This is a genomic window from Streptomyces sp. WZ-12 (assembly GCF_028898845.1).
In the GTDB taxonomy this organism is placed as follows: domain Bacteria; phylum Actinomycetota; class Actinomycetes; order Streptomycetales; family Streptomycetaceae; genus Streptomyces.
Window position 1 is genome coordinate 7797767 of sequence record NZ_CP118574.1, and the last position, 14066, is coordinate 7811832.

General features: G+C 70.0%; 14 protein-coding genes. 7 read left to right on the top strand and 7 right to left on the bottom strand.

What is annotated here, in order from left to right:
• Window positions 1-208: 208 nt before the first annotated feature.
• Complete coding sequence (locus tag PV796_RS34125; RefSeq protein WP_274917597.1) at window positions 209-898, top strand: hypothetical protein; 690 nt, start codon at window positions 209-211, stop codon at window positions 896-898.
• Window positions 899-1147: 249 nt separating this feature from the next.
• On the opposite strand, the gene PV796_RS34130 is transcribed toward PV796_RS34125, so the two are convergent.
• Genes PV796_RS34130 through PV796_RS34145 form a run of 4 tightly spaced genes read right to left on the bottom strand, consistent with a single transcriptional unit; the run spans window position 1148 to window position 4885 of the window.
• Window positions 1148-2353 carry an ABC transporter permease gene (locus tag PV796_RS34130; RefSeq protein ID WP_274917598.1) on the bottom strand — a complete coding sequence of 402 codons (1206 nt, stop codon included), beginning with the start codon at window positions 2351-2353 and terminating at the stop codon, window positions 1148-1150.
• Complete coding sequence (locus tag PV796_RS34135) at window positions 2350-3153, bottom strand: ABC transporter ATP-binding protein (protein ID WP_274917599.1); 804 nt, start codon at window positions 3151-3153, stop codon at window positions 2350-2352. The genes PV796_RS34130 and PV796_RS34135 overlap by 4 nt, the downstream gene beginning before the upstream one ends.
• Window positions 3150-4325 (bottom strand): peptidoglycan-binding domain-containing protein, encoded by a 1176-nt coding sequence (locus PV796_RS34140; RefSeq protein WP_274917600.1) that lies wholly within the window; start codon window positions 4323-4325, stop codon window positions 3150-3152. Before PV796_RS34140 ends, PV796_RS34135 begins: the two co-directional genes overlap by 4 nt.
• On the bottom strand, window positions 4322-4885 hold the full coding sequence (locus PV796_RS34145; RefSeq protein ID WP_274917601.1) for a hypothetical protein: 564 nt from the start codon (window positions 4883-4885) through the stop codon (window positions 4322-4324). Before PV796_RS34145 ends, PV796_RS34140 begins: the two co-directional genes overlap by 4 nt.
• A gap of 166 nt (window positions 4886-5051) precedes the next feature.
• On the opposite strand from PV796_RS34145, the gene PV796_RS34150 reads away from it, so the two are divergent.
• The 5 genes from PV796_RS34150 to PV796_RS34170 all read left to right on the top strand — a co-directional run bounded on the left by PV796_RS34150 (window position 5052) and on the right by PV796_RS34170 (window position 8787).
• Window positions 5052-5705, top strand: coding sequence for a response regulator transcription factor (locus PV796_RS34150; protein ID WP_274917602.1), 654 nt, complete (start codon window positions 5052-5054; stop codon window positions 5703-5705).
• Window positions 5702-6940, top strand: a complete 1239-nt coding sequence (locus tag PV796_RS34155) for a sensor histidine kinase (RefSeq protein ID WP_274917603.1) — start codon at window positions 5702-5704, stop codon at window positions 6938-6940. Before PV796_RS34150 ends, PV796_RS34155 begins: the two co-directional genes overlap by 4 nt.
• 211 nt (window positions 6941-7151) lie before the next feature.
• Entirely contained in the window at window positions 7152-7352 is a 201-nt protein-coding gene (locus tag PV796_RS34160) for a hypothetical protein (protein WP_274917604.1), read from the top strand.
• Between the two features lie 790 nt (window positions 7353-8142).
• Window positions 8143-8484: a hypothetical protein gene (locus tag PV796_RS34165; protein WP_274917605.1), complete on the top strand. Its 342-nt coding sequence runs from the start codon at window positions 8143-8145 to the stop codon at window positions 8482-8484.
• Window positions 8485-8541: 57 nt separating this feature from the next.
• Window positions 8542-8787 carry a hypothetical protein gene (locus PV796_RS34170; RefSeq protein WP_274917606.1) on the top strand — a complete coding sequence of 82 codons (246 nt, stop codon included), beginning with the start codon at window positions 8542-8544 and terminating at the stop codon, window positions 8785-8787.
• A 419-nt stretch (window positions 8788-9206) separates the two neighbouring features.
• Here PV796_RS34170 and cydB read toward each other — a convergent pair whose 3' ends face one another.
• The 3 genes from cydB to PV796_RS34185 form a co-directional block, all read right to left on the bottom strand.
• Window positions 9207-10232: a cytochrome d ubiquinol oxidase subunit II gene (gene cydB, locus PV796_RS34175; RefSeq protein WP_274917607.1), complete on the bottom strand. Its 1026-nt coding sequence runs from the start codon at window positions 10230-10232 to the stop codon at window positions 9207-9209.
• A gap of 64 nt (window positions 10233-10296) precedes the next feature.
• Entirely contained in the window at window positions 10297-11847 is a 1551-nt protein-coding gene (locus tag PV796_RS34180; protein WP_274917608.1) for a cytochrome ubiquinol oxidase subunit I, read from the bottom strand.
• Window positions 11844-13016 carry a TDT family transporter gene (locus PV796_RS34185; RefSeq protein ID WP_274917609.1) on the bottom strand — a complete coding sequence of 391 codons (1173 nt, stop codon included), beginning with the start codon at window positions 13014-13016 and terminating at the stop codon, window positions 11844-11846. The genes PV796_RS34180 and PV796_RS34185 overlap by 4 nt, the downstream gene beginning before the upstream one ends.
• Before the next feature lie 70 nt (window positions 13017-13086).
• On the opposite strand from PV796_RS34185, the gene PV796_RS34190 reads away from it, so the two are divergent.
• Entirely contained in the window at window positions 13087-14046 is a 960-nt protein-coding gene (locus PV796_RS34190) for a LysR family transcriptional regulator (RefSeq protein ID WP_274917610.1), read from the top strand.
• Window positions 14047-14066: the final 20 nt, after the last annotated feature.

Below are 14066 nucleotides of genomic sequence, written 5' to 3' on the forward strand. Positions count from 1 at the left end.
GACGACCGGCTGCAGATCCCGACCTTTCTCCGCCGGCGTCCCGGCCGGGCCGTTGCGGCGGGCGCACTGGGAGTGGACGGCCCGCCAGGCGTCCCGCGCAGACAAAGGCGACCGAAGCCACCCCGGCAGCTTTGACCAGGCGTTCCTTGTACTTCCGCGGCATCCGGCTGCGGGTCAACATCGCCGCGCTGTCCCGGGGCACGACATCTTGCCCTGCCAACCCCTGCGCTGGCCGGAGGAGGTCCGCGACCCGGGCAACCTCGCCAGCCCAGCCCTGACGACCGAACGCGAGCTGGAACTTACCGAGTTGCTGGTCTCCGAGATGACCGGCGTGGAGGTCGAGGACCTGCACGACGTCTACTGCGAGGCCCTGAGCACACCGCGCCCCGTGATGCTGCACCCTGTTCGCGCGGCTGTCGCCGCCATCCGTACCGGCATCGCGTCGGAACTCGCTGACCAGGCGGTCGAACGGGCTCAGGTGGAAGATGACCTCTGGCCGTCCCGACGCGAGATCGAGCGCCTGAATTCGGCTGGGCGCCTCGGAACGGGCGGCCCGCTCGCCCGCCGACATGCCGCCAAGCGGGACGTCCCTATGCGTCTCGACCGGCGCAGTACGCGGGCGACGAAGCTGACTGCGACCTGTCCCCCGAGATGCGGTCGGGCCCACTGTCGTCACGCTGCGGGCCCGACCCCGCACCGTGTGGACGACGGGCCCTGGACGATCAACGTAGGGCAATTTTGGGGTGCCGGCCTGGGTGACGAAGGTCCCCTGAGGCAGGGCCGCGTCATCGTGGCCGCCAGCAAGTACTCGCTGGAGTTGCGTGAGCGTGCGGTACGGATGTATCGCACCACGGATCCGAAGCCGCAGAATTCGTGTCCTGGCCGCGCGCGTCCATGAATCTGCCCACGCGGCGGTGACGCGGACCGATGACATGGAACCTCCTGTCATGAGGCGGCAGACTGTCCACGGCGCCCCACCAACGTGACAGTGCCCGCCGCGCGCATAGTCGCGGTCGAGGCACTGTGGGCACGGATCCGGGAACCGCTCCGCCTCTGCCAGGTCCCACTTCCGGCGCGGTGTCGCCTTCAGCTCCGCCAGCACCGCATCGAGTGACCCGGTGTCACGGACGAATGCCCTGCGGTGGTCTCACGCTCCGCGTAGTGCGGTGGTGGGGGGCATGCGGGCGGCGCGCAGGGCGGGGTAGATGCCTGCGGTTGTGGCGACGAGCATGGCGGTGAGAGGGCCTGCGGCGAGGGTGTGGAGGGGGACGCTCGCGGGCCAGCCTTGGGCAGCGGCGTAGGTGTACACCGTGAGGGCGCCGCCGACGGCTCCGGCGAGACCGCCCCCCAGTCCCAGCAGGATGGCCTCGATGAGGAACTGGGTTGCCACCTGTCCGCTGCGGGCGCCCAGGGCCCGGCGCAGGCCGATCTCGCCGCGGCGTTCCATGACGCCGACGACCATGGTGTTGGCGATGCCGACGCCGCCGACGAGGAGGGCGACTGCGGCGAGCGTGAGGACCAGGCCGGTCATGGTGTTCTGAGTCTCGGTGCGGGCCTTGAGGAGGTCGGAGGGGCGGGTGACTGCGACTTCGGTGGGGTGGGCGGGGTTGGCGGTGGCTCCGGCCACGGACTGCACGGCGTCGACCCGCTCGGGGTGGGCTTGTACGTATACGGCGGAGGCGGTGCCGTCGGCGCCCAGGTGGGCGGTGGCCTGGGGCCAACCAACGAGGGCGGAGGTGTCGAGGTCGGGGATGAGTTCGTTGGGTTGAAGGATGCCGATGACGGCGTACCACTGGCCGCCGAGCCAGACCTCTTGGCCGGGTGTGCTGATGCCGAGGCGGCCGGCGGCCTGGTCGCCGAGCACGGTGACAGGGAGGTGCTGGCTGGCGGTGTCCAGCCAGCGGCCGGAGCGCAGTTGGGCGTGCAGGACGTCCGGGAGGCTGAGCCGGGCCGCCTCGACGGCGATGCTGCCGTTCTGCTCGGTGGGCACCAGGTCGCTGCGGTAGACGTGGGCGGTGGTGTCGCCGGTCGCGGTGACCCGCTGGACGGGGGCGATGTTGGCGAGCATCTTCTCGGCCTCGGGGGGCAGGGGCACCTTCTTCTGGTCGGTGTCCTTGCCGGGGCCCACGGTGATCACGTTCGAGCCGAGCCGGTCCAGGCGTTCCAGGAGATGGGCCTGGTTGGAGGAGGAGATCCCGGTGACCGCGACGGCGGCGGCGATGCCGAGTGAGATGCCGAGCGCCGACAGCGCCGAGCGCAAGCGGCGGGTGCGCGGGCCGAGCAGGCCCAGGCGCAGCAGGTCGGCGGGGCTCAGCCGGGTGGGACGCGGCGTGGTGATGTTACGGCGTTTCAACGGGACGCCTCCTCAGGGGCGTTGCCTCCGTCGGGGGTGTCGCTCTCGCCGGATTCCGGGAGCTGCGGAGAGGCGCTGGTCTCGTCGAAGGCTATGCGGCCGTCCTGGATGCCGATGCGGCGGGGGAAGGAGGCGGCCAGGTCGCGGTCGTGGGTGATGACCATCACGGTGGTACCTGTTGTGTTCAGGTGGCGCAACAGTTCGACGACGGCGGCTCCGGAGGCGGTGTCCAGAGCTCCAGTCGGCTCGTCGGCGAGCAGCAGGGCGGGGCGGCCGACGAGGGCGCGGGCGATGGCGACTCGCTGCTGTTCGCCGCCGGACAGCTGGCTGGGGTGATGGTCGAGTCGGTGGCCGAGGCCAACCTCGCGCAGTGCCTCGATGGCGCGTGAGCGGCGTAGCGAGGGGCTGGTACCGCTGTAGAGCAGGCCGGTGGTGACGTTCTCGACGGTGGTGAGGCCGGGCAGCAGGAAGAACTGCTGGAAGACGAAGCCGATGCGGTGGGCGCGCAGGGCGGCCACCTCCGGCTCCGTGAGGGTGGTCAGGTCGTCTCCTTCGAAGAGGAGTTGTCCATCGGTGGGCCGGTCGAGGGAGCCGAGCAGGGCGAGCAGGGTGGATTTGCCTGAGCCGGAGGGGCCGACGACGGCGACGAGTTCGCCCGGCGTCACGGTCAGGTCGATGTCGTGCAGGATGCGCAAGGGGGGCGTGGTGGGGTGTTTGCCGGGATATTCCTTGACGATGCCGCGCAGTTCCAGGACCGGTGGCACAGACGCCTTGTCGGGTGCGTCGAAGAGCGTGGTCATGACGGGATCACCACCTGGTCGCCGGCCTTGATCTCGCCGGTGATCTGGGCCTTGGCGTTGGCGACGAGTCCGAGCTGAACGCGGACGAGCCGGGTCCGGCTGCCGCTGACCACCTGGACGCCGTAGCCTCCGCCGTCCAGCGCGAGCAGGGCGGTGACGGGGACGACGAGGGCGTCATCGACGCTCTGGCCGGTGACGGTCACGGTCACCGAGGAAGGGCCTGCCTTCGCCGCCTGCTTCTGGCTGTCGAGGGCGATGGTCACGGTTGTCTTGCTCGTGTCGCCGCCTCCGCCGCTCTCGCCGCCACCGCCGTTGCCCTGTTGGTTGCCCGAGCCGCCCAGGCTGAGGGTGCGGATGGTGCCGGGGAGCCGAGTGCCGTCGGCCAGTTGGACGGTCACCTTGCCGCCGGGTTGGAACTGGGAGACCTGGTCGTCGGACGGCTGGAGCTGGGCCACCAGGTCGGTGCCGGTGACCTTGAGCACCGCCGAGGCGCCGACGGTCGCGCCCAGCCGGGCGGGCACCTGCTGCACCCGTACTGTCGCCGAGGGCAGGACCACGACCGAGCCGAGCGTGACCTTGCCGGTCTGTTGGAGCCCGGCGGCCTTCTGCCAGCGCTCGACCGCGGTGACGGTCGATTTCGTGAACTTCTCGTCCACGCTCAGCCCGAGCCCGTCCGCGTAGCCGAGGTCGACGAGGTTGCGCTTGAGCTCCCGTACGTCCTCGCCTTCGGACATGCCCGCGGTGAGGTCGCGCCAGAGGGGGCGGTCGCCGGTGAACAGGACGACGGGGGCGCCGTCGACCTCGTACAGCCGCCGCCCGGCCTTGATCCGGTCGCCCTCCTTGGGGAGCGCGGTGAGGACGCCGTGTCCCTGGGGGACCACGTCGGTCGGGGTGCCGTAGGAAAGTTGCCCGGCCAGTTTCAGGCCGTCGGCGAGGGAGGTGCGCTGGACTTCGGCGGTGGTGTGGTGGCCCGTTGCGTGCCCGGTCCGTGTGAAGCCGCCGTGCCAGGGCTGGAGGACGGCCAAGGTCCCTGCGGCCAGGGCGGCCACCAGGACCGCGGAGACGATCACGGGCTTGCGGCGGAGCCGGGTACGCCGCGGGCCGGTGGAGTCGGTGTCCCCGTCCGGTGTGGGGTCCTGCGCGGTCGGTTCGGTGTCGGTGGTCACGGTCACGACGCCACCTGGATACCGGGGCCGGGAACCTTAGTGCAGGCCTTCGCGGCCACACCGAACTTCGCCTTGTCCCACTTCTTGGGGTCGACCACGATCACGCCGGTCTTGGGGTCGGGGTCGGGGGCGTCCGTATAGCCGTTCTCGCGCAGGCAGGCGACGTACTTGCGCGCCTGCTCGATCGCCTTCTGCTTGCCTTGCTCCCGGACCTGCTGCATGCCCGGCACCTTGGCGTTGCAGGTCTTCTCCGCCTGGTCGTAGGCACTGTTGTCCGCGCCGCCGTTCTTGCCCTCCGCCCCACCCGCCGGGACCTGGATCTCGCCCTTGGGGCCGATGGTCACTCCGGTCTGTCCTTCCTGGTGCATGCAGTCGACCCACTGCTGCCGGACGGCCCGCTGGTCCTTCGGCTTTCCGCTCGTGCCCGCTCCGCCGCCTCCGGCCACGTCAGGCGCTTTCTGCTCTGCCGAACAGCCACTCACGGACACCACGGCCGCGACGGACAGCGCCGTCACTGTGCTCCACGTGGCCCAGACGGCCCTGGTGCCGTACCCCTTGAAGCGCATGACACGCCCCTCCTGTGGTCTGCCGGTCCGCTACGTCCGGACCGGTCACCTCAAGAAGTACGGGGCGGGCGGTGAGCCACCGGTGAGCATCCGGCTAACCCGTGGCTAACCCGTGCCAAGGCATCCTGGAGGGGACAGAGCGGGACATGAGGGGCCGGAGTGACGGATGCGCGTACTGATCGTCGAGGACGAGGCGGAGCTGGCGGCGATGCTCGTCGACGGCCTCAAGGGCGAGGGCATGGCATGCGACATCGCCCCTGACGGGGCGCGCGCCCTGGAGATGACGGCCGCCAAGACGTACGACGTCATCATCCTGGACCGCGACCTGCCGCAGGTGAGCGGTGACACCGTATGCCGCACCCTGAACGCCACCGAATACCCGGCCCGCATTCTCATGCTCACCGCCGCGGGCACCCTCGCCGACCTCGTCGACGGGCTCGGCCACGGAGCCGACGACTACCTCGCCAAGCCCTTCTCCTACCTCGAACTCGTCGCCCGGCTACGGGCGCTGGGACGCCGCGCGCCCGCCCCCGCCGCCACCGTCCTGACCCGACGCGGCATCAGCCTGGACACCGTCCGGCGCACCGCCGAGCGCGACGGCGCCCCGCTCCGCCTCACGCCCCGCGAACTGGGCGTCCTGGAGATCCTCCTCGCCGCCGACGGCGCCCCCGTGCACCCCGGCGAGCTCTTCGAGCGGCTGTGGGACTCCGCCCTCGACCCGAACACCTCCGCGGTCAAGGTCGCTGTCCATCAACTGCGCCGCAAGCTCGGCGCCCCCTCGGTCATCGAGACCGACCCCGGCTTCGGATACCGCCTGTGAACCCGGCCTCCCTCATGTCGCGCCCGCGCCGCGGTCTGACCCTGCGCGCCCGGCTCACCTGCACGACGGTTGTCACCTTCGCGTTCCTCGGCGGCGGCCTGCTGCTGCTGAACTGGCTGAGCGTGCGCCAGCTGATCGCCATCCACCGCGATCTGCTCACGCCCGACTCCGTCCCATCGTCGGCTCCCCGCCCGACCTCGGCACCGGTGATCCCGTCCGCACCGACCGGCCCCGCCCACCCGCCGCCGGGCTCCGTCCGCTCCGAGGCCACTTCCGCCCACAGTTTCGAGGACTTCAAGCGCTCCGTTCTGACCGGCCTGTTCACCCACTCCCTCATCCTGCTGGCCGCCTTCACCGCCCTGGCCGCCCTGCTCGCCTGGTGGTTCAGCCGCCGCTCCCTACGCCGCCTCGGCCACGTCGCCGAAGCCGCCGCCCGCATCAACAACGGCAACCACCTCGGCGAACGGCTCGCCCTGACCGGCCCCCACGACGAGGTGGGTCGGCTCGGCGACACCATCGACGCCATGCTCGAACGCCTGGAGCAGAGCTTCACCGCCCAGCGCCGCTTCACCGCCCAGGCCTCCCACGAACTGCGCACCCCCCTCACCATCCAGCGCACCGCCCTGGAGATCCCCCTCTCCCAGGGCCGCGTCCCCGCCGCCCTGGAACCCGCCCTGCGCGCCGCGCTCAACGCCACCACCCGCAGCGAGAACCTCCTCGCCTCCCTCCTCGCCCTAGCCCGCGGCGAGAGCGGCCTGACCACTGCCCGCCCCACCGACCTCGCCGACACCGTCCGCACAGCCCTCGCCGACCTGCGCACGGAGATCACCGAACGCGACATCCACATACGCACGCGACTGAACCCGGCACCCGTCACCGGCGACCCTGCGCTCCTCGCCCAACTCACCCTCAACCTCCTCGCCAACGCCGTCCGCCACAACCACCCCGGCGGCCACGTCCACCTCACCACCGGCGAGACACAATCCGGCGCCTGGATCGAGGTCACCAACACCGGCACACTCATCGACCCGACCCAGATCCCCGCCCTCTTCGAACCGTTCCACCGCGCCACAGCCCCCAGCATCAAGGGCGCCGGCCTCGGCCTGGCCGTCGTACGCGCCATCACCGGCGCCCACCACGGCGACGTACACGCCCACCCCAACCCCGAGGGCGGCCTCATCGTCCGCGCCGAGCTCGGGTCCGGAGGCGGGTTCAGGGGGTGCGACGGCGCTTGAGAGGGTGATTGACGGGCCTGATTCCACAACAGCGACCTGGTGGTCGACGCAGCCAACAGCCGCGCAGTTGCTCGCCGATCAGAGGGCGTCAACTGGTCGGGTCTGGCCCGTAGTCGGTGGTGACCGGATAGCCGCCATCAGGGCAGGAGGATGCGGTGGCCGGGGGAGAGGGGGAGGGTGCAGGGAGCAACACCCCAGTACGGAGGCCCACATGGTCGCGCCGACCTTGCTGCACCTCTCACCGGAGCGGCTGGAGTACCTGGAGCAGATCACCGACGTGGTCCAGCTGCGGGTGGTGCTGTACCTCTCGCCGAAGCCGCCCACCGGGCGTCGCTCCCGGGAGTACCCCAGTGGCCGCCCGAATCCGTGGTGTGCCGCGCACCTGCGCCGCCACCGCCACCGCCACCGGTGAGTTCGGGACATCGGGCATCCGGTACGAGCATCGGCGATGTCGTGCACATCGTCGGTGCGCACGACGCACGGCATTGCGCACACCGGATGCCGCGCGAGGGTGTCGTGCACGCTCGGCTCGCCTCACTCAGTGCGCATCCGTTGCTCGGGGCGCTCCCCGGCAGTCAGTCCGCCGTCTGTGTGGAGAGGCGGTGTGCGGAGTACGGTGCACTCCCCGCTCTACGGTGCGCACCATCGGGCGGAAGAGGCACGACATCGTGCGCACTGACCGGAGGGTGGACTCCAGCGTGGTGTGCACCGTCAGCATTCGCCTCGCCTGAACTCCGGCCGGGCGGCGTGGCGTCAGCCACGGACAAACCCGCCTGGTCCAGGGGCAGTCAAGGCGAAAACGGACGCCCATCGGTACTGATCGTTGGGATGTGGGCGAGGAGTGCTGCCTCACGGAGGCCCTGGCCCGTACGTACATCCGCGTGCGGACTGGACGACCGCCGCTCCGGCCAGTAAGTCGGAGGGTTGAGGACACACTGTCCCTACCCGACCGACCCGCGCCTTCCCATCGCTGCGCGCGGCGGCGGTCCTGGAGTCTCGCCCGCCGGCAAGGTGTCGGCTGCTGGGCAAGCCTTGGTGAGGCCCTGCCGCCGGCGCTTGTGTTCCCACTGCCGAAGCCACTTCCGGGTCCCCCACCTGAGCAGAGCACCCATCATTCCCTCTTGTCCCCACGGGTTTCCACGCCTGCGTCGGATCGTCACACCTCCCTTCTCTCCCTCGGCACAGAGAAGGCGATGTGGCGCATGCGCTGGTCCGCGCCCGGCTCGGAGTTCGGTCGGGATGTGCATCCGCCGGTCCTGCTCGTCTTCCACCAACTCGGCCCCCGCCCCGCCTTGAGGCAGATGGACAAGGTCGCCAACCTCACCGACCGGCACTGGCGCGGCGAGTGGAACGAGTACGGCGAATTCCACGACTACGGCGGCTGCGTCCCGATCGTGGCAACCACGCTGGAATGGCCGCGCGAGTACGGCCCGTACGGTGCTGCGTTTTGGCGGTTCGGCCGCGAAGGCCGCCAGCCCCTGCGGCAGGCGATCGGCAACCCCCGCAGGGACGCCAACCTTGCTCGCCGCCGCGCAGAAGCTTGAGAAGAACAACGACGCCAGGAGGAACGGGAAGCCACGGTGCGGGAAGCCCGGCGCCCTGTGTGCACGGACTGCGGGAACAAGTTCACCGACGACCGGTGGGCGGCGGCCGACACACGGGGCTGGCGCCAGCCGCGGGAGTCGCACCCGCACCTGTGCGAGGACTGCCAGAGCCGGGCTGTTGTAGCCGAGCAGCAGGCCGAAGCCGCCGAACGTGAGCGCCAGGAGTCAGAGCGCCAGCGGCAGGAGGCGGAGGCTGAACAGGCCGTGCGGAAGGCCGGCTGGTTCTCGCGCTTCCGCACCTGACCGGGCCCAAGCCTCGCACCGGCGGCGCTGACAAGCCCAAGGTCCGCTCGGGCGAGCCGAGTTGTCAGTGGCGGCTGGAGGTTCGACCCGCGAGGCGGTGTGGTGCTGGCTACCGCTTGCGCCGCCATCGTGTGAACAGTCCGCGGATCCCTGTTCGCGTCACAGCGGTGGGTTGCTCTGGCTGGGATGCCGAAGCCGGCGGGATGTGGGTTCGACAGGAGCACCGGCGGCTGGGGGGCGCGCTGGCCGAGGGGGAAGCGAGGCGTCGGATGACGCCGACGGAGGTCGATTGAATGGGAGTTGGCTTCGGGCCTCTGCGGGCGGTGAAATCGGTTTGGGTACTGGAGGCGTGGGCTCGGTTGGCGTGAAGCGACAGCAACGTCGATGGCGCGCACGGAGCGGTCATCGCTGGCCAATCCTCAGCACGTCTCACGTTGCTGCACCGGGGCCGAGGCGCGGCGGAGGACAACGCGTTTCCGGAAGACCCGGTACGTCCAGGACTGGTAGCCGATGACGATGGGGAGCATGGCGGCAGCGACCCAGGTGAGGATCCTCAGTGTGTGAGCGCTGGCCGACGCGTTCGCCACCGTCAGGTCCAGGCCCGGGGAGAGCGAGGAAGGCATCACGGCGGGAAACAGCGCAAGGAACAGGGTCGCGGTGACGGCGGCGACGGCCAGACCGGAGAGGGCGAACGCCCAGCCGTCCCGGCCGGCGTCGTTGAGTTCGGCGGCCAGAACCAGAGCGGCCGCGACCACGGCCAGCAGGATCAGGGTGCTGGTCCCGCCAGTGTTCCTCTGGGTCCACATCAAGAAGGCCAGGACGAACACAACGGTGAATCCGCTGGCCCGGCGGGCCGTCTCCCGGGACCTTCTACGCAGTTCCCCGCTGGTCTTCAGCGCGGCGTAGAGCGCCCCGTGGAGGGTGAAGAGGAGCAGGGTGACGGCGCCGCCGAGCAGGGAGTAGGGGTTGACCAGGTCGAGCAGGGTGCCCGTGAAGTTCCGGTCGGGGCCGATCGGCACCCCGCGCACCATGTTCGCGAACATGAAACCCCACAGTGGGGCGCAGATCAGTGAGGTGAAGAAGATGCAGCGGTCGCAGCTCCGCTTCCACGCTGCGTCGTCGCGTTTGGCCCGGTACTCCAGGGCCACACCTCGCACGATCAGGCAGACCACCACGGCCAGCATGGGCAGGTAGAACCCGCTGCACATCGTCGCGTACCAGTCGGGGAAGGCGGCGAAGGTGGCGCCGACCGCGGTGAGTAGCCAGACCTCGTTGCCGTCCCAGACCGGGCCGATGGTGGCGAGCAGGACGCCGCGTTCCTCGTCGTCCCGGGCGACGACCCGGGTGAGGATGCCGATGCCGAAGTCGAATCCTTCGAGGAAGAAGTAGCCGGTCCACAGGGCGGCGATCAACACGAACCAGACGTCGTGCAGGTGGAGTTGCATGGTGGGGTGGTTCCCGTCGGTACGTCAGGGGCGCGCCGCACCACAATCCTGGTGCGGTGGCGCGTCAGTAGGTGAGGGGCAGAGGCCGGTCGGTGGTTTCGGGCTGTGCGGGGGAGTCCTCCTGGTTGGGCGTGACGTTGGTGCCTGGTCCGGCCTTGGCGTACCGGACCATGAGCCGTATCTCGACGAACGCCAGCGCCGCGTACAACAGCGTGAAGACGGTCAGCGAGGTGACCTCGGAGGCAGTACCGACGCCCGGTGACACCGCGTCGGCGGTCTTCATGAGCCCGTTCACCACCCAGGGTTGGCGGCCCATCTCGGTGAAGATCCAGCCGAAGGAGTTGGAGATCAGGGGGAAGGCCATGGTGAGGATGCCGACGCGCCAGAACCACTTGTTGAGCAAGGGACCCAACTCACGGTGTCTGGTCAGAGCGAGCCGCGGCACTTCGTCGTCGGCCGTGCGTAGCCGGGTGGCCAGCCAGCGCTTCTTGCGGGTCAACCACAAGCCGGCCATGCCGGCACCGCGCGAGGCCATGCCGAAGGTGATCATGAGGCGGAAGCCCCAGAAGGTCATGAAGATGTTCGGCACGTAGTCGGCGGGATCACCGCCGAAGCGGTCGGCTTCCTGGCGGGCGACGTCGTTGATGCCGGGCACCGCGTCGTTGAAGTTGTGGTGGGCCAGGAAGGACAGCAGACCGGGAATCTCCACGGCGAGGTCATTGCGCCGCTCGTCCAGGTTGCCGACGGCGAAGGCGGAGAACGGTGCGGGTGCCTGGGTGTCCCACAGTGCCTCGGCCGCTGCCATCTTCATGGGCTGCTGTTCGAACATGACCTGGCCGAGGCTGTCGCCGCTGACGGCCGTGGCCAATCCGGCGACCGCCGCCAGCGTGAGGCCCAGGCGTAGCGAGGTCCGCATCACGACCGTCCGCTCGCGCCCCGCGGGGCCCGACTCCTCCCCCTGGTCGTGTGCCCGTTTGGTCTTCCACAGGTGGTAGCAGGAGATGCCGACGACGAACGCACCGCCGGTCAGGAACGAGGCGCTGAGCGTGTGCCAGGCGTTGACGAGGACGGTCTGCTGAGTCAACACCGCCCAGAAATCCGTCAGTTGGGGCCTTCCGGTGCCTTTGTCGAGGGTGTAACCGACCGGGTGCTGCATCCAGGCGTTGGCCGCCAGGATGAAGTACGAGGAGAGGACGGTGCCGAGGGAGACCAGCCAGATGCAGGCGCAGTGGACCTTCTTCGGCAGCTTGTCCCAGCCGAAGATCCAGAGCCCGATGAAGGTGGATTCCAGGAAGAAGGCGATCAGCGCCTCGAAGGCGAGCGGGGCGCCGAAGATGTCACCGACGAACCGCGAGTAGTCGGACCAGTTCATGCCGAACTGGAACTCCTGAACGATGCCGGTGACGACGCCCAGGGCGATGTTGATCAGGAAGAGCTTGCCCCAGAACTTCGTGGCGTGGAGGTACTTCGTTTTCCCCGTCCGCACCCACGCGGTCTCAAGTGCCGCCGTGATGGCGGCGAGTGAGATCGTCAGGGGTACGAAGAGGAAGTGGTAGACGGTGGTGATGCCGAACTGCCAGCGGGCCAGGGTCTCGGGAGCGAGAGCCAGGTTCACGAGCGGCCTCCGCGAGCAGGGCCGGTTGCCGGAGCGGCGGGCGGGGGTAGGAAGAGGGTGCCGCGCAGGGCTCCTCGGGCGGTGCGGAAGGCGGTCACGGCCCAGGCGGTGAGCAGCAGGACGTACAGGGCGACGGCCGCCCAGTGGAAGAGGTCCGCGCCGGTACGGGCGGCCAAGCCGCTGCTGGCGGTGACGCAGGTGCCGACGGGAAAGGTGAAGCCCCACCAGGTGAGGTTGAAGGGCAGTCCGGTGGTACGGGCGGTCCGGATGGTCACGGCGGCGGCGAGGGCCAGCCACAGCATCGCGAAGCCCCAGGTCACCACGCCGAACACCGTGGCGAACACGGCGAGGCCGTGAGCGTACTGGGCGGGGAGGGCGGTCGGCGCGGCGTTGGCGAGCAGACCCGCTGCGGTGACTGCCTGACCGAGGGGGCCGAGCACGATCCAGAGGGTGGGGACGGTGCCGGCCGCGGGCATGTCCTGGTGCACCAGGCGGGAGAAGATCATGTTGATCACGAGGAACGCGGCGAACAGGCTGATCCCGAACATCGCCAGGCAGGCCAGGATCATGGTCAACCGCGGCTGCCCTGCGGGAGTGTGCGGGATCAGCAGGGCCCCCATGGCGGCCGAGACCATCGGGGGCACGACCGGCATCAGCCAGCCTCCGAAGGCCGCGTCGGGGGCCGCCTTGTGCCGGGTGATCATCCGGAAGGGGATGGTGAAGGCGGTGAGCAGCCCGAGGACGGTCCCCGCCAGCCACAGGGTCCAGTCAACGGCGACGGCGGCGTCCATGCCGATCCAGTCCTTGCCGAGCAACAGGGCCCCGGCGCCGACGGTCATCAGGGCCATCGGGGGAGCACCGTAGAACTGGGACATCACCGGATTGTTGCCGTGGGCGAGGGCGATGTCCCGGTGGCGTATCCAGTGCACGGTCCAGGCGGCGACCATCACCAGCAGGAGCAGCGCGGCACCTGCCCACACCACCGTGGCAGCGGTCCGCAGGCCGGGGAACTGGAGCGGGAGGGTGGCGGCCGCGTTGGCGACGATGCCGGTGCCCATCACGGAGGCGAACCAGTTGGGGCCGAGGTGCCGGACGACCTCGCGGGGCCGTTCGAGGTCGCGCAGCACGGGGTGCTGCGCGGTGGAGGTGGGTGCGGTCGTGGTGCTCATGCCTCCACACTGCGGCGACCCGTAATAGCGTGGTAGCGGGGCCCGGTCAATGGGTCCATAGAATGGTTCTATGCGCTTGTCCCCGCACGTCCCCGACCTCCCCGCCCTGGACCTGCTGCTCAGCGTCATCGAGCTCGGCAGCCTCGGCCGGGCGGCCGAAGCCCACGGCATCACCCAGCCCTCGGCCAGCTCCCGCATCCGCTACCTGGAGCGCCTGGTGGGCGTACCCGTGCTGGAACGTACGACACTGGGCTCCCGCCCCACCCAGGCTGGCTCCCTGATCGCCGAATGGGCCCGGAGCGTCATCGACGCGGCGCAGCAACTGGACGCCGGGATCGAGACGTTGCGCACCAAGCGCGACTCCCGACTGCACGTGGCCGCCAGCCAGACCGTGGCCGAGTACCTCTTCCCCCGGTGGCTGATGGCGCTGCGCGCCCACAACCCCGCAACAACCGTAGCCCTTGAATCCGGCAACTCCGCCGAGGTGGCCGCAGCCGTCCTGGAAAGCCGGGCCGAGATCGGATTCATCGAGAGCCCGCGCGCACCCAGGGGACTGCACAGCCAAGCCGTGGCGAAGGACCAACTCGTCGTGGTGATCGCCCTCGACCACCCCTGGGCGCGGCGGCCCACGATCCCGCTCGGCGAGCTGGCCGACACCCCCCTGATCCTGCGCGAGTCCGGATCCGGCACGCGCACCGCCTTCGAACGCGCCATGGTCGCCCGTCTACCCGCCTGGCAACCCACCACCGGCATGGAACTGTCCTCCACCACCGCCATCAAGGCAGCGGTGGCCGGCGGCGCGGGGCCCGCAGTCCTCAGTTCACTGGCGGTTGCCGCCGAACTGGCCGCAGGCGTCCTGAAGTCGACGGCAGTGGAAGACCTTGACCTGAGCCGGGTACTGCGCGTCGTCTGGCCCACCGGCCAACGGCCCGCCGGCCCGGCCCGCGACCTGGTCGCCATCGCCCGCCAGCAGTCCGTAGCAGCCGGGCAGGGAAGGCAAGGGCGTTCCGCAAAGAGCTCCCGCACATAGAACCGCTCTATGGATGCATT

What these genes read in the sequence shown, in the direction of transcription:
- PV796_RS34135 (WP_274917599.1), bottom strand. Translation starts at nt 3,153, where the DNA reads ATGACCACGCTCTTCGACGCACCCGACAAGGCGTCTGTGCCACCGGTC.
- PV796_RS34145 (WP_274917601.1), bottom strand. Translation starts at nt 4,885, where the DNA reads ATGCGCTTCAAGGGGTACGGCACCAGGGCCGTCTGGGCCACGTGGAGC.
- PV796_RS34150 (WP_274917602.1), top strand. Translation starts at nt 5,052, where the DNA reads ATGCGCGTACTGATCGTCGAGGACGAGGCGGAGCTGGCGGCGATGCTC.
- PV796_RS34160 (WP_274917604.1), top strand. Translation starts at nt 7,152, where the DNA reads ATGGTCGCGCCGACCTTGCTGCACCTCTCACCGGAGCGGCTGGAGTAC.
- PV796_RS34165 (WP_274917605.1), top strand. Translation starts at nt 8,143, where the DNA reads ATGCGCTGGTCCGCGCCCGGCTCGGAGTTCGGTCGGGATGTGCATCCG.
- cydB (WP_274917607.1), bottom strand. Translation starts at nt 10,232, where the DNA reads ATGCAACTCCACCTGCACGACGTCTGGTTCGTGTTGATCGCCGCCCTG.
- PV796_RS34185 (WP_274917609.1), bottom strand. Translation starts at nt 13,016, where the DNA reads ATGAGCACCACGACCGCACCCACCTCCACCGCGCAGCACCCCGTGCTG.
- PV796_RS34190 (WP_274917610.1), top strand. Translation starts at nt 13,087, where the DNA reads ATGCGCTTGTCCCCGCACGTCCCCGACCTCCCCGCCCTGGACCTGCTG.